Origin of the sequence: uncultured Bacteroides sp. (assembly GCF_910586915.1) — a bacterium.
Classification (GTDB): domain Bacteria; phylum Bacteroidota; class Bacteroidia; order Bacteroidales; family Bacteroidaceae; genus Bacteroides.
This window is the reverse complement of the sequence record NZ_CAJULN010000045.1, coordinates 1-20,483: the sequence shown is the minus strand read 5'-3', so window position 1 is coordinate 20,483 and position 20,483 is coordinate 1. Positions and strand designations below refer to the sequence as shown.

21 protein-coding genes are annotated in these 20,483 nt (G+C 47.1%); 8 read left to right on the top strand and 13 right to left on the bottom strand.

Going from position 1 to position 20,483, the window contains the following annotated elements; genetic code table 11:
* Positions 1-87 precede the first annotated feature (87 nt).
* Positions 88-1,488, top strand: coding sequence for an alkaline phosphatase (locus QZ331_RS12400; RefSeq protein WP_294630673.1), 1,401 nt, complete (start codon positions 88-90; stop codon positions 1,486-1,488).
* 71 nt (positions 1,489-1,559) lie between these two features.
* Here QZ331_RS12400 and efp read toward each other — a convergent pair whose 3' ends face one another.
* Positions 1,560-2,126 (bottom strand): elongation factor P, encoded by a 567-nt coding sequence (gene efp / locus QZ331_RS12395; RefSeq protein ID WP_294630671.1) that lies wholly within the window; start codon positions 2,124-2,126, stop codon positions 1,560-1,562.
* Between the two features lie 194 nt (positions 2,127-2,320).
* Between efp and rpmH the strand changes: the two genes are divergently transcribed.
* The 7 genes from rpmH to QZ331_RS12360 all read left to right on the top strand — a co-directional run bounded on the left by rpmH (position 2,321) and on the right by QZ331_RS12360 (position 7,567).
* Positions 2,321-2,482, top strand: a complete 162-nt coding sequence (rpmH, locus tag QZ331_RS12390; protein ID WP_294630669.1) for a 50S ribosomal protein L34 — start codon at positions 2,321-2,323, stop codon at positions 2,480-2,482.
* 106 nt (positions 2,483-2,588) lie between these two features.
* Positions 2,589-3,239 (top strand): PASTA domain-containing protein, encoded by a 651-nt coding sequence (locus QZ331_RS12385; protein WP_294630675.1) that lies wholly within the window; start codon positions 2,589-2,591, stop codon positions 3,237-3,239.
* Between the two features lie 28 nt (positions 3,240-3,267).
* On the top strand, positions 3,268-4,341 hold the full coding sequence (locus tag QZ331_RS12380) for an RluA family pseudouridine synthase (RefSeq protein WP_294630667.1): 1,074 nt from the start codon (positions 3,268-3,270) through the stop codon (positions 4,339-4,341).
* Positions 4,338-5,312 carry a D-alanine--D-alanine ligase gene (locus tag QZ331_RS12375; RefSeq protein ID WP_294630665.1) on the top strand — a complete coding sequence of 325 codons (975 nt, stop codon included), beginning with the start codon at positions 4,338-4,340 and terminating at the stop codon, positions 5,310-5,312. Before QZ331_RS12380 ends, QZ331_RS12375 begins: the two co-directional genes overlap by 4 nt.
* A gap of 7 nt (positions 5,313-5,319) precedes the next feature.
* Positions 5,320-6,468, top strand: coding sequence for an acyltransferase (locus QZ331_RS12370; protein ID WP_294630663.1), 1,149 nt, complete (start codon positions 5,320-5,322; stop codon positions 6,466-6,468).
* Positions 6,465-7,160 (top strand): NigD-like protein, encoded by a 696-nt coding sequence (locus QZ331_RS12365; protein ID WP_294630661.1) that lies wholly within the window; start codon positions 6,465-6,467, stop codon positions 7,158-7,160. The genes QZ331_RS12370 and QZ331_RS12365 overlap by 4 nt, the downstream gene beginning before the upstream one ends.
* A gap of 14 nt (positions 7,161-7,174) precedes the next feature.
* The gene (locus QZ331_RS12360; protein WP_294630659.1) at positions 7,175-7,567 is read left to right on the top strand and encodes a rhodanese-like domain-containing protein; all 393 of its coding nucleotides are present in this window, start codon (positions 7,175-7,177) and stop codon (positions 7,565-7,567) included.
* 106 nt (positions 7,568-7,673) lie between these two features.
* Here the strand turns inward: QZ331_RS12360 and QZ331_RS12355 are convergent, their stop codons facing one another.
* The 12 genes from QZ331_RS12355 to ribD all read right to left on the bottom strand — a co-directional run.
* A complete protein-coding gene (locus QZ331_RS12355; RefSeq protein ID WP_294630657.1) occupies positions 7,674-8,390 on the bottom strand; it encodes a DUF5041 domain-containing protein in 717 nt (238 codons plus the stop codon).
* 4 nt (positions 8,391-8,394) lie between these two features.
* Complete coding sequence (locus QZ331_RS12350) at positions 8,395-9,348, bottom strand: acetylornithine carbamoyltransferase (protein ID WP_294630655.1); 954 nt, start codon at positions 9,346-9,348, stop codon at positions 8,395-8,397.
* Positions 9,349-9,410: 62 nt separating this feature from the next.
* Positions 9,411-10,667: a glutamate-5-semialdehyde dehydrogenase gene (locus QZ331_RS12345; RefSeq protein ID WP_294630653.1), complete on the bottom strand. Its 1,257-nt coding sequence runs from the start codon at positions 10,665-10,667 to the stop codon at positions 9,411-9,413.
* A gap of 15 nt (positions 10,668-10,682) precedes the next feature.
* On the bottom strand, positions 10,683-11,765 hold the full coding sequence (gene proB, locus QZ331_RS12340; RefSeq protein WP_294630651.1) for a glutamate 5-kinase: 1,083 nt from the start codon (positions 11,763-11,765) through the stop codon (positions 10,683-10,685).
* Positions 11,766-11,938: 173 nt separating this feature from the next.
* Positions 11,939-12,172: a DUF2007-related protein gene (locus tag QZ331_RS12335; RefSeq protein WP_294630649.1), complete on the bottom strand. Its 234-nt coding sequence runs from the start codon at positions 12,170-12,172 to the stop codon at positions 11,939-11,941.
* 288 nt (positions 12,173-12,460) lie between these two features.
* On the bottom strand, positions 12,461-13,303 hold the full coding sequence (gene murI / locus QZ331_RS12330) for a glutamate racemase (protein ID WP_294630647.1): 843 nt from the start codon (positions 13,301-13,303) through the stop codon (positions 12,461-12,463).
* A 111-nt stretch (positions 13,304-13,414) separates the two neighbouring features.
* Positions 13,415-13,930: an OmpH family outer membrane protein gene (locus tag QZ331_RS12325; RefSeq protein WP_294630645.1), complete on the bottom strand. Its 516-nt coding sequence runs from the start codon at positions 13,928-13,930 to the stop codon at positions 13,415-13,417.
* Between the two features lie 57 nt (positions 13,931-13,987).
* On the bottom strand, positions 13,988-14,503 hold the full coding sequence (locus tag QZ331_RS12320) for an OmpH family outer membrane protein (RefSeq protein ID WP_294630644.1): 516 nt from the start codon (positions 14,501-14,503) through the stop codon (positions 13,988-13,990).
* A 24-nt stretch (positions 14,504-14,527) separates the two neighbouring features.
* Positions 14,528-17,182, bottom strand: coding sequence for a POTRA domain-containing protein (locus tag QZ331_RS12315; RefSeq protein ID WP_294630642.1), 2,655 nt, complete (start codon positions 17,180-17,182; stop codon positions 14,528-14,530).
* Between the two features lie 30 nt (positions 17,183-17,212).
* On the bottom strand, positions 17,213-17,947 hold the full coding sequence (locus tag QZ331_RS12310) for an isoprenyl transferase (protein WP_294630640.1): 735 nt from the start codon (positions 17,945-17,947) through the stop codon (positions 17,213-17,215).
* 27 nt (positions 17,948-17,974) lie between these two features.
* Positions 17,975-19,498 carry a DUF6242 domain-containing protein gene (locus tag QZ331_RS12305; RefSeq protein WP_294630638.1) on the bottom strand — a complete coding sequence of 508 codons (1,524 nt, stop codon included), beginning with the start codon at positions 19,496-19,498 and terminating at the stop codon, positions 17,975-17,977.
* A gap of 142 nt (positions 19,499-19,640) precedes the next feature.
* Positions 19,641-20,483 (bottom strand): bifunctional diaminohydroxyphosphoribosylaminopyrimidine deaminase/5-amino-6-(5-phosphoribosylamino)uracil reductase RibD (gene ribD / locus QZ331_RS12300; protein WP_294630636.1); only part of this gene is annotated, 843 nt, incomplete at its 5' end.

The window sequence follows — 20,483 nt, the reverse complement described above, 5'->3', positions numbered from 1 at the left end:
TCGGTTTTTATTGGGCCGGTGTAGAAAAACTCGATTTTTCTATATAATTTTGTAGACTACTAATCTACTAAATAAACATACCAAGAAATGAAAAAGTTAATCTACACACTGTGCTTTGTACTTATCTCCGTGGTAGCCCACGGGCAGGCAAAGTACGTATTCTATTTCATCGGCGATGGAATGGGAGTGAACCAGGTGAACGGCACAGAGATGTACCGCGCCGAGCTGTTGAACGGACGCATCGGCGTCGAACCTTTGCTGTTCACCCAATTTCCGGTAGCCACGATGGCAACCACCTTCTCTGCGACAAACTCCGTGACCGACTCGGCTGCGGCAGGTTCGGCACTGGCTACGGGAGAGAAGACATACAACCATGCCATTTCGGTGGGAGAGGACAAGAACGCCATTCAGACAGTGGCCGAAAAAGCCAGGAAGGCCGGCAAGAAAGTAGGTGTCGCCACCTCTGTCAGCATCGACCACGCTACTCCCGCCGCCTTTTACGCACACCAGCCCGACCGGGGGATGTATTACGAAATCGCTCTCGATTTGCCGAAAGCTGCTTTCGACTTCTATGCAGGCGGCGGCTTTCTGAAGCCGAACACCACTTATGAAAAGCAGGAAGCACCCAGCATCTTCCCCATCTTCGAAGAGGCCGGATACACCGTAGCGCGCGGTTACAACGACTACAAGGCCAAAGCCGGCAAAGCCGGAAAGATGATTCTTATCCAGGAAGAAGGAGCCGACCCCTCCTCTCTGCCTTATGCACTCGACCGCAAAGAGGGCGACCTCACACTGGCACAGATTACCGAAAGTGCCATCGACTTTCTGACCAAAGGCAAGAACAAAGGCTTTTTCCTGATGGTAGAGGGTGGAAAAATCGACTGGGCCTGCCACGCCAACGATGTTGCCAATGTGTTCAGTGAAGTACAGGACATGGACAACGCCATTAGAGTGGCCTACGAATTCTACAAGAAACATCCGAAGGAGACACTGATTGTTGTCACCGCCGACCACGAAACGGGAGGAATCGTGCTCGGTACGGGAAGGTATGAACTCAACCTCAAAGCGTTGCAACATCAGAAACACTCTACCGAAGGACTCTCACGCCGCATCAGCGAATTGAGAAAAGCGAAAAGCAACAAGGTGACCTGGGAAGAGATGAAAACATTCCTCGGCGAAGAGATGGGTTTCTGGAAGCAGCTCCCTCTCTCTTGGGAGCAGGAGAAGAGACTGCGCGACGAGTTCGAACGGTCGTTCGTACGCAACAAGGTGGTATTTGCCGAAAGTATGTACTCGAAGAGCGAACCGATGGCCGCGCGTGCCAAAGAGGTGATGGACGAGATAGCTATGGTAGGCTGGGTAAGCGGCGGACACTCGGCAGGGTTCGTGCCCGTATTCGCTATCGGAGCCGGTTCGCACCTGTTCGGCGAGAAGATAGACAACACCGAGATTCCGCGAAGAATTGCCAAAGCGGCGGGATACAAATAACTGTCGGACGACACCAAAATAAAAGCCGGAACTCCTCGGAGTCCCGGCTTTTATTTTGGAGAACTGATGCATTATGCTTTCACGCGTCCTACGTAAGAACCGTCGCGGGTATCGATTTCGATAGTCTCACCTTCGTTGATGAACAAAGGCACGCGCACGGTTGCGCCCGATTCCACGGTAGCAGGCTTCAACGTGTTGGTAGCTGTGTCGCCTTTCAGTCCCGGTTCCGTATAAGTGATTTTCATCTGCACCTTGATAGGCATATCGGCATACAGTACGGTTTCCGTAGAAGCATCCGAAACCACATCCAATACCATACCTTCAAGCAGGAAGTCAACACCGTTGATTAAGTCGTGGGCGATGGGATGCTGGTCGAAAGTCTCCTGGTTCATGAAGATGTAATCTTCTCCTTCTTTATATAAGAACTGGTAGGGACGGCGTTCCACGCGTACGTCTTCCAGCTTCTCACCGATGTTGAAACGGCGTTCGAGGACATATCCGTTAACTACGTCTTTCAGCTTCGTGCGCATGAAAGTGTTACCTTTACCCGGTTTTACGTGCAGGAATTCGATACAGAAATAGAGCTTTCCGTCCATACGGATACAAGTTCCGTTTTTGATGTCTTGAGCGTTAATCATAACTGCTATTGTTCGTTTATTATATTATTGTTATGTAATAGTTATCGTAAGAATTCGGTTGCAAAAGTAATCTAATTCGGTAAAAAACACAAAAACTTTTGAGCAAAAATGAGTTATCTCTTGGTTATTTTAAAAAAAGTCTCTATTTTTGCAACCCGATTACGTAGAATAATAACATAAAACAAGATACAGTAATGAAAAGAACATTTCAACCCTCTAACAGAAAGAGAAAAAACAAACACGGTTTCCGTGAGAGAATGGCAACGGCTAACGGTCGCAGAGTGTTGGCTGCTCGTCGTGCAAAAGGCAGAAAGAAACTGACTGTTTCTGATGAGTACAACGGACAGAAGTGGTAATCCACTTGTCATCAGGGAAACAAAAAAGGCAGAAAATTCAATTTCTGCCTTTTTTGTTTCCTGTTTTTGTCGTATCTTTGGCGCATATTAACAGTAGTAATGCATGATGGCTATTAAAGAATTCTTTTCTTTTAAAACAAATCGTTTTTTTTGGCTGAATATCATCGCCATGATGGTAGTGGTGATAGGACTGGTGTTCGGCGTGTTGAAATGGCTCGACGTACATACACGCCACGGCGAAACGGTCGTAGTGCCCGATGTGAAAGGAATGACAGTGGAAGAAGCTACGGGAATGTTCCGCAACCACGGATTGCAGTGTGTGGTGTCCGACACCAGATATGTCAAGAACGAAGCCGCAGGCGTCATCCTCGATTTGAAACCCGAAGTGGGAGAGAGAGTGAAGGAAGGACGCACAATCTATCTGACGGTCAATACGCAGGAAGTACCCTTGCGTCCCGTGCCCGATGTGGCCGACAACAGTTCCCTCCGGCAAGCCGAGGCAAAGTTGCAGAGTGCCGGTTTCAAACTGGCTAAAGTCCAGTTGGTAAACGGAGAGAAAGACTGGGTGTATGGGGTGAAATACCAGGGACGCCAGTTAGCGGCAGGCGAGAAAGTACCTCTCGGCGCATCTCTCACATTGATGGTGGGCGACGGGGCAGGAAGCACGGAGGAGGAAGACTTCGGCGGCGAAGAAAACGAAAACGGAAAACCGGTCTCCTCGGAAACATCGTCCTCCCAGGACGACAGTTGGTTTTAATTGATAAACAGCAGAAACAGATTCACACATGATAGAGGAAGAACTTCCGGACGAACTGGACAATGATTTGGACGATATAGAACCTGTCGGTGACGAAGCCCGACTTTACGAACACTTCCGCGTGGTGGTAGACAAAGGGCAGACGATGGTCAGGGTAGACAAATACCTGTTCGAGCGTATTGTCAACGCCTCGCGCAACCGCATTCAGAAAGCTGCCGAGGACGGATTTGTCATGGCAAACGGCAAACCGGTGAAGAGCAGTTATAAAGTGAAGCCGATGGATGTCATCACTGTGATGATGGACCGTCCGCGCTATGAAAATGAAATCATTCCCGAAGATATTCCCCTGAATATTGTTTATGAAGACCCCTATCTGATGGTTGTGAATAAACCTGCGGGGCTGGTCGTGCATCCGGGACACGGAAACTATCACGGCACACTCGTCAACGCCCTTGCCTGGCACATGAAAGACAACCCCGATTACGACGCCAACGACCCGCACGTCGGGCTGGTTCACCGGATTGACAAGGACACTTCGGGACTGTTGGTGATTGCCAAAACACCCGACGCCAAGACGCATCTGGGAAACCAGTTCTTCCATAAAACCACCAAGCGGAGGTATCGTGCCCTGGTATGGGGAACGGTGGAGCAGGACGAAGGAACCGTCATCGGCAATATCGCCCGCAATCCGAAAGACAGGATGCAGATGGCGGTGATGGATGACCCCAACGTGGGCAAGTACGCCGTCACCCATTATCGGGTATTGGAACGGATGGGATATGTCACCCTCGTGGAGTGCATCTTGGAGACAGGGCGCACGCATCAGATTCGTGTGCATATGAAACACATCGGCCACATTCTCTTCAACGACGAGCGTTATGGCGGCCACGAAATACTGAAAGGTACTCACTTCAGTAAATATAAACAGTTTGTAAACAATTGCTTTGACACTTGTCCCCGACAGGCTTTGCACGCCATGACGTTGGGGTTTGTGCATCCCGTCACAGGTGAGGAGATGCACTTTACTTCCGAACTTCCGGACGACATGACCCGGCTTATCGAGAAGTGGAGAGGCTATATAAGTAATAGAGATTTAGAATGAAACGCAACATCGCTATCGTTGCGGGGGGCGATACCTCCGAAATCGTAGTTTCCCTGCGTAGTGCACAGGGCATTTATTCCTTTATCGATAAGGAAAAGTATAATTTGTATATTGTAGAGATGGAAGGCCGCCGCTGGGAAGTACAGTTGCCCGACGGAAGCAGGGTTCCGGTAGACAGAAATGATTTCAGTTTTACCCACGGAACGGAGAAGGTGGTGTTCGACTTTGCCTATATCACCATTCACGGCACACCGGGCGAGGACGGACGGCTGCAAGGCTATTTCGACATGATGCGTATTCCGTACTCTTGTTGCGGGGTACTGGCTGCGGCTATTACTTACGATAAATTTGCCTGCAACCAGTATTTGAAGGCTTTCGGCGTACGCATTGCCGAATCGCTGCTGCTGCGCCGGGGGCAGTCGGTGTCCGACGAGGATGTCGTCGCAAAAATCGGGTTGCCTTGCTTCATCAAGCCCAGTTTGGGAGGCTCGAGCTTCGGCGTTACGAAAGTGAAAACCGAAGAACAAATCCAGCCCGCCATCGCGAAGGCTTTCGGAGAAGCGGAAGAGGTGCTTGTGGAGGCCTTTATGGAAGGAATGGAACTGACTTGCGGTTGCTACAAGACGAAAGAGAAAACCGTCATCTTCCCGCCTACGGAAGTGGTGACGCACAACGAGTTCTTCGATTACGACGCCAAATACAACGGACAGGTGGACGAAATCACTCCCGCGCGCATCTCGGACGAGTTGACCGGGCGGGTGCAGCAACTTACTTCGGCTATCTACGATATATTGGGCTGCTCCGGTATCATCCGTGTGGACTATATCGTGACTGCCGGCGAAAAGATTAATCTTCTTGAGGTAAATACCACCCCGGGAATGACCGCTACCAGCTTTATTCCCCAGCAAGTGCGCGCAGCCGGACTGGATATAAAGGATGTGATGACCGATATTATAGAAAACAAATTTTAATCGCGTTATGGACTTGACAGAGTTTGATGAGATTCGCCCTTACAATGACGAGGAACTTCCTCAGGTGTTTGAGGAACTGATTGCCGATCCGGCTTTCCAAAAAGCCGCCACCAGTGCCATCCCCCATGTCCCGTTTGAACTTTTAGCACAGAAGATGCGTGCCTGCAAGACCAAACTGGAGTTTCAGGAAACATTCTGCTATGATATTTTGTGGAAGATTGCATCGCAGCACACAGATGGGCTGACGCTGGACCATACCGCCCTGCCGGATAAGGGCAAAGCCTATACATATATGTCGAACCACAGGGACATTATCCTTGATTCGGGCTTTCTTTCCATCTTGCTGATTGACCAGGGGATGGATACCGTTGAGATAGCGATAGGCGACAACCTGCTTATCTATCCCTGGATAAAGAAACTGGTTCGCGTCAACAAATCCTTTATTGTGCAGCGGGCCTTGACCATGCGGCAGATGCTTGAGTCGTCGGCACGGATGTCCCGTTATATGCATCACACCATTTCGCAGAAAAACCAGTCTATTTGGATTGCGCAGCGCGAGGGACGGGCGAAGGACTCCAACGACCGTACGCAAGACAGCGTCCTGAAGATGCTGGCAATGGGAGGTGAAGGCGATCCGGTAGAGCGCCTGATGGAGATGAATATTGCTCCGCTTGCCATTTCTTACGAATACGACCCCTGTGATTTTCTGAAAGCACAGGAATTCCAGTTGAAAAGGGATGTGGAAGGGTATAAGAAAACAACCCACGACGATTTGATTAATATGCAGACCGGACTGTTCGGCTATAAGGGCAGGGTGCATTTCCAGGTTGCGCCTTGTCTGAATGACGAGTTGCAGGGCTTAGACCGTTTGTTGCCGAAACCCGAACTGTTTGCACGTATCTCTGCCTGCATCGACCGCCGCATCCATAGCAACTACCGCCTTTACTCGGGCAATTACGTTGCGTACGACTGGCTCAACGGTACAACGGAATTTGCATCTCACTACACCGTAGAAGAGAAACAGCAGTTTATGAACTATATCGAACAGCAATTAAGCAAGATAGACATTCCGAATAAAGACGAAGCGTTTTTGCGTGAGAAGTTGTTGCTGATGTATTCCAATCCGTTGGTGAACCATTTAGCTGCTTGCCGATGAGAAGAGGAACATTGCATCTTGCTTGGTTGTGGGGATTGCTTCTACTGATGGCTGCCTGTGCGGATGACGACTATTATTATCCTTCGGTGAGACTCGAATTTGTTACGGTAGAAGCCGGAGGAGATGGTAGCATACAGACACTTCTTCCCGATAAGGGGGAGGCCTTGCCTGTTTTGCAAGACTACACGGATTCGGTCATCTCTCCCAATACTTCCAGGCGTGTGATGAGTAATTACGAAGTGCTGCCGGGTGGCGCCGCGATTTATTCTCTGCAAGCACTTCTGACGCCCGAGCCTAAGCCGGAAGAGGATGAGGCTTATAAAGAGGGCATCAAGACAGACCCCGTAGAGATGGTGAGCATTTGGCTTGGACGGGATTATCTGAATATGATTCTGAATCTGAAAGTAAGCACCGGCAAGGGGCACACCATCGGCATCGTGGAAGATATCTCCGAACTGGAAACAAAAGGCATTGTGAATCTGTTATTGTATCACGATGCGGACAACGACGCGGAATATTACAATCGTCGTGCCTATGTTTCTGTCCCTTTGGCGAAATATGCGGACGCGGCGAATCCCGGCCGGACGGTAAATATTAAATTTAAATATGGTACGTACGGCAAAGACGGTTCGGCAGAATTGTCCGATAAGTATTGTAATCCCGGATTTGATTACACTCCGGAACTGAACTGAATAATTGAGTGCATATGTTTAAAGTAAACCAACTGACTGTGGGAGTATTTTTCTTTCTTTCTTCTCTTTTCGCTTGCCAGCAGAAGGGGGAGTTTAAATCAATGAATGTAGAGGAGTTCGATGTGCTTATTCAGAATGAGGAGATACAGCGCTTGGATGTCCGTACGCTGGCGGAATATTCGGAAGGGCATATCACCAAAACGATTAATATCAACGTGATGGATGATTCCTTTGCGGCTATGGCGGATTCATTGTTGCAGAAAGAGAAGCCGGTAGCTGTGTATTGCCGTAGCGGAAAACGGAGCAAGAAAGCGGCGGCTATTTTGGGAGAGAAAGGGTATAAGGTCTTTGAACTCAAGAATGGATTCAACTCCTGGCAGGAAGCCGGTAAGGAGATAGAGCGTTAGGGGATTGGATGCAAGGTGCTTGTGTGCTTACCTGTCATCTCCTTCTGGCAGGTATTCCTTTCAGAAGGAGGAGAATTCGGTAACTCTTGCTTATATCGGATTCACGTTATTGATTCGCTGTTGTCTCTTTGGCTTTGAATTCTATTCCTATTACGAAATAAGAAGGTAGATATTGGAGAATCTCGGCTTTCATCTCCGGGTCTATTTCCCTTTCTCCACAGAAGCGGATGACATCGTATTTCTTATCCAACCAGGCCGAACCGTACAGCACCAATGGTATTTTGAAATGTTCCGTGTCTGTTATCTCTTGAGTTTTGAACGGGCGCGGATAATAAATATAATGATTGTATTTCTCTATCGGTTTCAGTTTGAGCGGTGCTCCGCTCCGTATTCCGTCCGGTATGTTGATGGTGCAGATGGCAGTAGAGTCGTTAGACTTGCGGAGATAGAGTGACAATTCCTTGATGGCTTCCCATTCGTTTTTCCCTTCCGGAATGTTTTTTATTTTGCGGAATCCTTGGCGATGTTCTTCCGGTACTTCGTCCAGCGAATTGATGTTGTTGCCCAGGCGGATGGTGTGCACCCGCTTGGGCGACTGGTCTGCATTGTACTCGTCAATGTAGACGTTGGCGGTGTAGACTTTGTTCAGGAATTCTTTCAAGTCGAATCGGAAGAGGTGGGTATCCATCGCTTCCAATACATTGAAGATGTCCTCTAATTGCGGTTCCGTTTTTATCACTTGCGGAGCCTTTTGCTGCGCGCTTGCAAAGCCTGTGAGGAACAGGCTTAGCAAAACGACGGTCATGAATTTGTTTGTACGCATGGTATTATAGGTTTTCTAATAATCTTTTCAGAACTACTGTTGCCGAGATTTCGCGGTTAGCGGCTTCCGGGATAACGATGGATTGCGGGCTTTCGATGACATCGTCCGTTACAATCATGTTGCGGCGCACCGGCAGGCAATGCATGAAGTAAGCATTGTTGGTCACTGCCATCTGGCGGTCGCTCACTGTCCAGTTGCGGTCTTTGCTCAATATTTGTCCGTAGTTGTCGCCCGAGTAGGCAGCCCAGTTCTTGGCGTAGATGAAGTCGGCACCTTCGAAAGCCTTCATCTGGTTGTATTCCACTTGCGCGTTTCCTACAAATTCGGGAGCCAATTCGTAGCCTTCGGGGTGGGTGATGACAAAGTCATAGTCGGTGGCATTCATCCATTCGGCAAAAGAGTTTGGTACAGCCTGCGGCAACGGACGCGGATGCGGCGCCCAAGTAAGCACCACTTTCGGGCGTGCCGTTTTCTTATACTCCTCAATGGTAATCAGGTCGGCGAAACTCTGCAACGGATGACGTGTGGCGGCTTCCATCGAGAACACGGGACGTCCCGAATACTTGATAAACTGATTCAGGATGGTTTCCTGATAGTCGAAGTCGCGGCTCTCGAAGCGGGCGAAGGAGCGTACGCCAATTAAGTCGCAATAACATCCCATCACGGGGATGGCTTCCAACAGGTGTTCGGGCTTGTCGCCGTCCATGATGACACCCCGTTCGGTCTCCAGCTTCCAGGCTCCCTGGTTGATGTCGAGCACAATGACATTCATCCCTAAGTTGAGGGCTGCCTTCTGTGTGCTGAGGCGGGTGCGCAGGCTGGAGTTGAAGAATATCATCATCAATGTCTTGTTCCTGCCCAATTCTACATATTTGAAACGCTCCTTTTTAATCTCGAATGCTTCTGCAAGGGCCGATTTTAAATCGCCGATGTCTTGTACGCAAGTAAATTTCTTCATTTTTTTCCTTTTATAATTAATTGATTGTTATTTGTTTTCGTTTAATTGTTGGCGGCTTCTGCTTATTGCCATCTCGTCTGTCCGTCTCCTTCGATGAGCCATTTGCAGGTGGTTATCTCTTCCAGTCCCATCGGGCCGCGTGCATGAAGTTTCTGTGTGCTGATGCCTATCTCCGCCCCTAAGCCGAATTGTGTTCCGTCGGTGAAAGCAGTGGATACGTTCGTATATACGCAAGCGGCGTCTACGACTTTTGCAAACAGGGCAGCGCGCTCTTTGTTTTCCGTGACGATGCATTCGCTGTGCTTGGAGCTGTTTTCCCGGATATGCCCGATGGCTTCATCGAAACTTCTTACGGTCTTGACAGCCATTTTGTAGTCTAAGAATTCGGTGCCGAAACTCTCTTTTGTTGCAGGGCTCAGAAGATGGGCAGGGTAATGTCCTTCTAAGGCCCGGTAGGCCGGGGAGTCTGCATAAATAATCACGTTGCTCTCTTGCAGCTTTCCGCAAAGGGCGGGAAGTTCCGACACTCTTTTCTCATGCACGATGGTGCAGTCCAGCGCGTTGCATACGCTGACTCTGCGCGTCTTGGCGTTGTGGATGATAGCCGCGCCCTTGTCCGTGTCGCCAAACTCGTCGAAGTAAGTATGGCAGATTCCCGCCCCTGTCTCAATGACGGGAATCCGGGCTGTTTCGCGTACAAAGCGGATGAGGCTGCTGCTTCCTCGGGGAATAATCAAGTCGACATAGCCTGTTGCATTGAGCAGTGCTGCCGTGGCTTCCCTGTCGGCGGGCAGCAGTGCTGCGATGTGTGGATTGATATTGAACTTTCTCAATACTTCGTGTACGACGCTGATGATGGCGCGGTTGGAGCAATCCGCATCGCTTCCACCTTTCAGGATGCAGGCGTTTCCACTCTTCAGGCATAGCGAGAATACATCGAAACTGACATTGGGGCGTGCTTCGTAGATAATTCCTATCACTCCGAAGGGGACGCTGACTTGGGTCAACCTCATTCCGTTGGGGCGGACGGTCTCTTTCAGCACTTTGCCCAAAGGGGAAGGGAGGGTGGCGACGCTGCGTATGTCGGCTGCAATTCCTTTCAGACGCTTTTCCGTCAATTTCAGGCGGTCGTATTTCGGGTCGTTGTTGTCCATCCGTGCGAGGTCTTTTTCATTTTCGGCAAGGATGAAGGACGCTTCCGCCACTGCTGCATCGGCCACTGCGTTCAAAACCCGGTTGATGGTGTCGTCGGTCAGTAAAGCCAATTTCCGGCTTGCTGCTTGTACGGCTGCAAAGAGTCTGTTCAAGTTCGTAGTCATATTCGGTCGATATTCTTATTCGATATACAGATAGTCGTAGTGTACGACGGGTTTCTTTCCGTGCTTGCCAGCAGTTTCTTGCGCCTGCTTCGAGTCGCAGTTCACTTTTCCTATGCCTATCCGGTTTCCACGGAAGTCTATGATACGCACGATGTCGTCTTTCTCAAATTCTCCTTCGATGCGGGTAATCCCGATGGGGAGTATGCTCACTGCCTTTTCCGAATTCAACACCTCGGTTGCGCATGGATTGATGTGAATTTCGCCTTTGGCAAAGCCTCCGCTGTGGGCAATCCATTTCTTTACACTCGACACCGGTTCGTCGGCGGGAGTGAAGCGGGTGCAAAGCGTTGTTTCGGGGTGTTGCAGCAGGTCGGGCAGGATGTGGTCGCGTTTGCCGTTGGCGATGATGACGGTGATGCCTTCGTCGGCCACTTTGCGGGCGATATTGGTCTTTGTCAGCATACCGCCCCGCCCGAAACCGGATTTGGAAGCCTGGATGTAGTCGGACAAGTCTTCGCCGCGCCCGATTTCGCGAATGACAGCAGAGGTGGGGTCGGCGGGAGAGCCGTTGTATATGCCGTCGATGTTGCTCAGGATGATAAGCGCTTGGGCGTCCATCATGGAAGCGATAAGCCCGGACAGTTCGTCGTTGTCCGTGAACATCAGTTCGGTGACGGAGATGGTATCGTTTTCATTGACTATGGGGATGACCTTGTTCTCGAGCATCACCGTCATGCAGTTCTTTTGATTCAGGTAGTGGCGGCGGGTTCCGAAATTCTCTTTCGTCGTCAATATCTGTCCCACTGCGATGCCGTGTTCGCGAAACAGTTCGTAGTAGCGGTTTATCAGTTTGGCCTGTCCGACGGCGGAGAACAGTTGGCGTTGGTCTACACTATCGAGTCGCTTTTGCGGGTGTATCTCACTGCGTCCGGAGGCAACGGCGCCCGAAGAAATCATGATGACTTCCACGCCGGCTTTGTGCAATTCGGCAATTTGGTCTACGAGTGCCGACATACGGGTGACGTCCAGTGTGCCGTCGCGACGTGCCAGTACGTTGCTCCCTACCTTTACTGCGATGCGTGTAAATTCCTGTTTCATTATTGCTAACGATTTGAAATCACAAATATAGAACTTTTTGTCGATATGTAACTGAAACAGGCCGAAAAGAATTATCTTTTTAGCCTGTTACAGAAAAGGCGGACAATGGAACAGGCAGCTCCGCATTTTCACCTCCGCTATGCGACACGCCGCCGCGAAGGATGGGGTTTGTATCAGTCGTTCTCCTGGCCGTTTCGGGTTCTGATAAGTTCCATAGCCGTTTCGTATTTCTCTTCGGTGACGAGAACCGAGACGGTGGGAGCGATGTAGGGAGCAAGTGTTCCCATAATTCCGTCTTTGACAACGCAGAGAACGTCGTTGCTTTCCAACAATCCCTTGATGATTTCGGCTTCCCACGGAGAACCGGAGAATACTTCTACCGACTTGCTGTAATCTTCTTCTTTCATGATTTGATGGTGTTAAGGGTTTCTGTTTATACATATAACAAAAAAGGAGGGCGAATGGTTAGAGTCTGTCTGAATTTTGTCCGTAGGCCTTCCCGCCCGTATCTGTCGAATGACGAATTTTTAGCTTAATAATCAACAGGTTACAGCGCATATATCTCCTGCGTGCAGCATCTATATGTGCTGGAGGTAGGACATATAGATGCTGCACGCAGGAGATATATACCGTAGAAATAGGATATATATGCGCTGCAAATCGGTCATACAGCGCCGTAAAACGGGGGATAATGTTTATTCGAGCGCGATGCGTTTTACGCTTATCTGCCGGTTTAAGAAGGTGGACGCCGATTCCGAGAATTTCTCTTCGGCTTCCGTCGTATAAAATTGGCAATTTCCGCTTTTCGTGCATTTGGCTTCCATTTCGGGATGTCTTTTCAGGTAGTCTTTCAGACTTTCCGCCACATATTCGCCTTGTGCGACAACGTTGATGTCTTTGGCAATGTATTGCCGTATTTTGGGGAGAAGGAGCGGAAAGTGTGTACATCCGAGAATTACGGTGTCTATCTGCGGGTCTTTTGAAAGTAACCGGTCGATGTATTTGCGGATGAAATAATCGGCCCCTTCGTTTTGATATTCGTTGTTCTCGACCAACGGAACCCACATGGGACACGCTTCCCCGCTCACCTGTATGTCGGGAAACAGCTTGTGTATCTCCAATGGATAGGATTCGGATTTGATGGTTCCTGCTGTTGCCAGTACGCCGATGTGGCGGTTTCTGCTGATGGCTCCCACGCACTCTACCGTAGGACGGATAACTCCAAGCACACGGCGCGACGGGTCGATGGCCGGCAGGTCGTTCATTTGAATGCTGCGCAGGGCTTTGGCGGAGGCTGTGTTGCAGGCCAATATAACCAAGTGGCATCCCATCTCAAACAGTTTGCTGACGGCTTGTCGGGTAAATTCATATACAACCTCGAAAGAACGTGGCCCGTAGGGCGCGCGCGCATTGTCGCCCAGGTAGATGTAGTCGTATTCCGGCAGTACCTCTCTTATCTTGTCCAGAATGGTCAGACCGCCGTAGCCAGAGTCGAACACACCGATAGGGCCGGGTATCTGTGATAGATGTTGCTTCATAATATACGGAGTTTTACATACGCAAATGTACGCCAAAAAAAGAGAAAGCGCAAGAAGTATGAACTTCTTGCGCTTTCTCTTTCTTATTTTCCTGTTCTTGGTGAACGGTCTTTATTTGATACCAAGATGTGCTTTGATTTTGTTGGTCAAGTTGATGCTTTGTGCTTCGTTCACGTAAGGAATCGGAGTTCTTGCAAGGTCGAAGATGTAAATCACTCCTTCGGCTGCTCCAACCGCTTTGATAGCATCGTCCAACTTTTTATAGATAGGAGCCATCGCATCATTTTGTGCTTTCACCATCTGCTGTTGTGCTTCCTGCTGGAATTGTTCTTGTCTCTGCATCATGTCCTGCAACTCTTTTTGTCTTCTTTCGGCAATGTTGGCGGGAAGGGAGTCTTTGGCAATTGCCTGTTGGAATTCCTGGTATTTCTTGTTGAATTCTTCCTGGGTTCTCTGAAGTTCGTCCATAAGCTGTTTTTCCAGTGCTTGAATGTCAGATTGAGCTTTGGCGAATTCGGGCATCACAGTGATGATTTCCTGTGCATTGATATGACCGAATTTCAGGTTTTGTGCAAATACACCCATTGGGAGTGCAAGCAATACTACAAGTGCAATTTTTTTAAGCATAGTTCTATAATTTATTTTGAATGATTTTTAGTTGTTTCTTGCTGCAAATGTATGAAATTAATTTGAATATCCTAATTTTCTTAGTATTTCATCGCTGATATCTATACGAGGATGTGCAAAAATTATACCTGCCGCAGAGGCTCTGTCTACTACCATGTCGTATCCGTGTTGTTGCGATACGGCTTTCACGGCTTCGTAAATATCGTCCTGAATAGGAGTCAGCAGCCGGTCTCTCAACTTCGCCAGTTCACCTTCGGGACCGAAGTATTTGCGTTTCAGTTCGGCTGCTTCTTTTTCTTTGGCTACGATTTCGTCTTCTTTCTTTGTCCTTTGGGTGGCGGAAAGAGCTGAAGATTTCGCTTGATAGTCTTGAAACATCCTTTGTGCTTCCCTTGCCAGCGCTTCCACTTCGCCCTGGTATCTCTTCGTGGCCGTTTGCATTTGCTCGTTGGCTTTTTGGGCAACTGGAATATTTTTCATGATATATTCCGTATCGATCAGTGCGAATTTCTGTGCGTTTGCCGCCAGGCCGACTGCAAACAGCAACATGATTAATAGAACAGATTTTCTCATAACGTTTGGTTTTTTGTGATACAATTAGAATTCTTGTCCTAAAATAAAGTGGAATTGACTTCCGCCATATTGTTTGGAACCGAACACTTTGTCGAAACCGTAAGCCCAGTCGATACCCATCATACCAATCATCGGCAAGAAGATACGTACACCGAGACCGGCGGAACGTTTCAACTCGAACGGATTGAATTTCTTGATATCGTGCCATGCATTACCCGCTTCCAGGAAACCTAACACATAAATGTTGGTACTTGTTTCGAGCATCAGCGGATATCTTAGTTCGATACCCAGACGGGCGTATGCATAACCTTCGGAACGATACGGGGTCAATGAGCTGTTTTCGTAACCGCGCAGGGCGATGCTTTCTGTTGCATAGGTTGAATAACTGGTCATACCGTCACCGCCGACGTCGAAAGTACCGAACGGCGATTTCTTGTATTGGTTGTAGTGGCCCAACAGACCGAACTCGGTACGCGTCATCAATACAAGACATTTAGGATGCGCAATGTAGTCCATTAGCGGAGTATAGGTTTTGGCTTTGAACTTCCATTTGTGGTATTCTATCCATCTGTGGAGCTTGTTCATGTTCTCTTGGGTTATGCTTCCGGTCTCAGGATTGCTATAATATCCTTTGTAATCTTTGCCATCCATCAGTGAATAAGGAGGCGTAATTTGCACAGACAACGAGAAGTCGGAACCTACGCGCGGGAAAATCGGGTTGTCGATGGAGTTACGTGCCAAAGTCAAAGAAAGGCTCAGGTCGTTACATTTGCCGTTGGTCACCGGGAAGTATTGCCAGTCTCTCAAGTTATAACGTTGATAGGCCAACTCTGCCGACAGGGTGAAGTAGTCGTCGGGCCATTTCAGACGTTTACCCCAACCCATCGAAAGTCCCCACATCTTGATTGATTTGTCGGGGTCGTAATAGTTTTCGTAGTTGTTGTAATTGTTGTAGTTGTACATACCGTAGCCGCCATAACCGCTGTAAAGGCTGTTGTAGTAGTTGCTGAAATAGCTGTCGTTGTACCAACGGCTGCTGATATCCGTCTGTACGGAGAAGAATGCCGATACGGAGAATGAGTTCGGGCGTTTTCCTCCAAACCAGGGGTCGAAGAATGAAATACTGTAGGATTGGTAGTATTTCGCATTCGTTTGTCCGCTGACGGTCAAAGTCTGTCCGTCGCCCTGCGGTAAGATACCACGGTAGTTTTCACCCGGATGAAGCAGATTGGCTACAGAGAAGTTGGTGAACTTCAAACTCAACTTACCGATGATACCAGTTTGTCCCCAACCGGCAGAGAATTCTACCTGGTCGTTTGCTTTGGAAGTCAACGGCAAGCCTATATCGACAGTTCCGTTTATCGGGTCCGGCTGGATATCCGGTTGCAGGTTTTCCGGGTCAAAGTGTCCCATCTGCTGGATTTCACGTAACGAGCGCATCAGGTGGTCTTTGCTGAACAACTGTCCCGGACGGATAAAAAGTTCACGACGGACAACGTTTTCATACAAACGGTCGTTACCACTGATGTTGATTTTATTGATAGTAGCCTGGCGGCCTTCAAAAATTCTCATTTCGAGGTCAATGGAGTCACCTACAATGTTCACTTCCACCGGGTCGAGGTTATAGAACAGGTAACCGTTATTGTAGTATAAGTTACCGATTGCATCGTCGTCCGTAGAGATACGCTCGTTCAGCAATGTCTGGTTGTAGACATCTCCCTTCTTCATGCGAAGCAGGAAATCCAGCTGTTCGGAAGGATAAAGCGTGTTGCCCACCCAGGTCACATTGCGCAGATAATACTTCTGTCCTTCGTCTATGTTCAGATATACGTTGACTGTCTTTTCATCGAATTGGGCGATACTATCCTGGATAATCGTAGCATCACGATATCCCAACTCGTTATACTTGTCAATGATGAGCTGCTTATCCGCTTCGTAGTTTTCGGGTACGAATTTCTTAGTGCGGAAGAGGTTGATAAGTTTACCTTTCTCATTGGTCTTTTTCATTACCCGTTTCAGCTTGGAGTCTTTGATAGCAGTATTGCCGGCAATCTGAATCTCGTGGACTTTGATTTTTTCTTTCTTGTCGATATTAATGTCGACAATTACCTGGTTTTCGTTGGAAGAGTCATCTTTTTGTGAGATGATGACTTCTGCATTCTTAAATCCCTTATCGTCAAAGTAGCGCTTGATTAAAGTCTTGGCACGGTTTATGGTATGCGGAGTAATCTGCAATCCTTTTGCCATACCCAATTTACCTTCCAAATCCGTACGCTCGGATTTCTTCACACCATAATAGTGTACTTCAGATATACGCGGACGTTGTGTCAGGTTAATTTTTAACCAGATTTTGTTGCCTTCGATTTTCTCGGCCGTGATTTGTACGTTTGAGAACAGACCATGACGCCAATAACGCTTGATTGCTCCGGTGATTTCATCGCCCGGCACACTAATTGTTTGTCCTACCGACAGACCGGATAGTCCAACCAATACATAATCTTCGTAGTTCTTCACACCTTCAACCTTGATGTCCGCTATCTCATACTTTTTGGGTGTGCCGGAGTATAGGATGACAGGTTTCGAATCTTCATCGGTGCTGGCATTTTGCGCAATACCTGTTGTCGCAAAGCAGCACAGGCAGATAAACGTTATGAATATAAAGGAAATACGATAATGCATTTATGTTATAATTTGATGTTTCGAATTATGTTAGCTGATTTGTTCACTGGTCTTGCCGAAACGGCGCTCACGTTGCTGGTATTCGTAGATAGCTTTGTAAAATTCTTCTGTATCGAAGTCGGGCCAGAAGGTATCACAAAAATAAAGTTCCGAATAAGCACATTGCCATAGTAGGTAGTTGCTTAATCGGATTTCTCCTCCCGTGCGGATTAATAAATCCGGATCGGGCATAGATTTGGTTTCCAGATGAGAGATGATGCATTCGTCTGTTATTTGCTCGGGAGACAGTTCTCCTTCTTTTATCTGCATTGCTATTTGTCGGACAGCTTCAGTTATTTCCCAACGGGAAGAATAGCTGAGAGCCAATACCAGGCACATTCCTGTATTTCCGGCAGTATGCTTTATACACGATGACAGGCATTCTTGAACCTCGTCCGGCAATTTCTTGAAATCACCGATAACCTCGAAGCGGATATTGTTTTTCATCAACGTCTCTTCCTTGATAGAATCTAACAGCAAACTCATCAAAGCAGCTATTTCTCTCTGCGGTCGACTCCAATTCTCGGTAGAAAAGGTGTATAAAGTCAAATACTTCACTCCTAAGCGGGCTGCGTCTTCGGTAATTCTTTGTACCGTTTCTGCGCCTGCATGGTGACCATAAGTGCGTTCTTTTCCTCGTTGCTTTGCCCAGCGTCCGTTACCGTCCATAATGATGGCTACGTGTTGAGGTATTCGGGTTTTATCTATTTGAACTATATAAGACATCACTTTATTTTAAACGTATGGGTGTTATTATTGACCGGCGTGTTTCGGAGCTAAGTCAAACCATAATTGGTTCAGACGTCCGCGCCAAACTTCTGAGTCATGACTGTATGTACGTGTCACGGTGGTAGTAGCTTTCGTCTTGTCTTCCTCCTCTTCCTTCTCTACCGTTTCTTCAAAAGTAACATTGGCTTCTTTACCGAACAATATATATATATATTGATTGTTTTCGTCTTGTATTGCAGAATATTGTATTCTTCCTCTGAATTCAGGTATGGATGGAGTGGAAGTTGCGGCTGTAGCTTGATTCCAATCGTATTTTGGGAATGAGAACTTTCTGTTGGCTTGCTTCCATGCAAAGCCTTCGCTGTCGGATACATAAATGGATTCGAACTTTTCTCCCCAGATATATAACAGATTATTGTAATAGATGATGGTCGGATATTTAAAACCAGGACAATAACCGGTAGTAGAAGTCGTACCTATTTCTACCCATCTTTCTCCGTCATATCCCCATGTAACTGTAACCGGAACTTCTTTGTCGTTTACAGTTATCTTTATCTCCGGATTGTGTTTTCCTACTACAACGTTTTGATATTTATTTCCTTTTTTGAAAGTAGCGTATGAAATGTTGTCAATAGGAAAACGTGCACTTACTTCTCCTTCGCCTTCTGGTTTGTTTTCTACAAAATCAGATTCATCAACGGAATAGAAGTATCTTTTTCCATCCTTTTCTTTTATATAGGTTATTTTATAATCTACGGTTTCTGCTTCTGCATCTTTTTTATTGTAGAAGGGCAGCCGTGAAATAAATGTAATTACTCCATCGGAGAATTTATCGGAAACAGTCCAACTTTTTCCATTGGTTGAACTATATACTTTATTATCTACAGTAGCTAATATCATCTCTTTTAGGACAATGATTGAATTGGGGAGTTTATTAAATTCTTCTACTGTACTTGTTGTCCAGTCGATGAAGTTACTGCTGGTATATACTTTCAACTTATTGTTTTCCATCGAGTATGTAAAAACCTCATTGTTAAAATAAACAGACTTTTGCTCTTTCGTAATATTGTTATTAATGGTTCCTATGTTGTTCCATTTCAACGAATCCGGGTCATGTTTATGAACCCGTACTGTGATGGTATAATCTTTTGTCTTGTTGGGAGATGTACCTGCCAATGCTTCCGTCGACCACACTTTAATTTTTAATGGTTTGCGAAGGTCTATGGAGTCATTGATATTGATAATGGAATCCTTATCGTTTTGGTCTTTCATTGTAACTACACCGGAAGTTGTAGTCAATGTTGTGATTAGAATCTTGTCGATAATGGTATCGGCACGGACTGGGAGAGAGTCCTCATTATAGATTTCACCTTTTTGTTGGTCGATTGTGAATTTATAAGTTATTCCATAACCGATTGTGTCAAGGCTGAATGCGTGTATAGTTGCATCCGGGCTGTATTCGATGTTATTATTGTCATCAAGGCATGACGTTATAACGAATGACACTATGAAAAAACTCGCAATGAATGATAAAAACTTTATTCTCATTTGAAAGATTGTGTTTATTTACAAGTTGCAAAAATAGGAACATTTTTTCCGATAATGAACAATACCGGCAAGTTTTATATAAAATTATAGATAATAACACTGTTTTTATAGACGTAAAACTCTTTGAATAGGACTGTTTTAGCTAATCTTGGTGAACGTAATGCCAAATCTGTCTGCCGAAGTGTTCTTCTGTCGAATAACTGAATTTATCGCTTATTTCGGGGGCTTTGACACCGGAATATAACCTGTCTGGGCATTTTTCGATAAATATTTCATCCCACAATGCGCTATCAATGAAAGATTGTAGTAATTGGCTCCCTCCTTCCACTAATAACGATTGAATCTTCCGTTGATACAGTTCTTTCATTATTTGTGTCAACGGGTTATGGCTGAAATCAATGTTGATGTAAGTGACGTTTTTCTTTTTCGGCCGTTCTTGCTCTGTAAAGATGAATGTTGGAGTCTCTCCGTCGAATATTTGTAAATCATTTGGAAGTGACAAGGCACGGTCTAATGCGATACGTATCGGATTGTGTCCATACCAGTTGCGTACAGTCAGGGATGGGTTGTCTAATAGGGCGGTTCGTCTGCCTACCATGATGGCGTCGGCTTCTGCTCTTTTTTTGTGTACTAACATGGAGGTGAGTGGAGAGGAGAGTATCACTGGTGTGCCGTCGGTACGTACTGTGTCAATGAAGCGGTCTGCCGATTCTGCCCATTTCAGTGTAATGAAGGGACGATGCAGGGTATTGAAACTAATAAAACGCCGAATCAGATGTTTGCACTCTTCTTTCAGTACTCCCACTGTGACTTCTCGTCCTGCATTCCGTAGTTTTCGGATACCTCGTCCGGCTACCTCTGAAAAAGGGTCCTGGCAACCTATGACAATGCGCGGAATTTGTTTCTCAATGATTAAATCGGCACACGGCGGAGTTTTTCCGTAGTGGGAGCAAGGCTCAAGACTGACATAAATGGTAGAACGTTT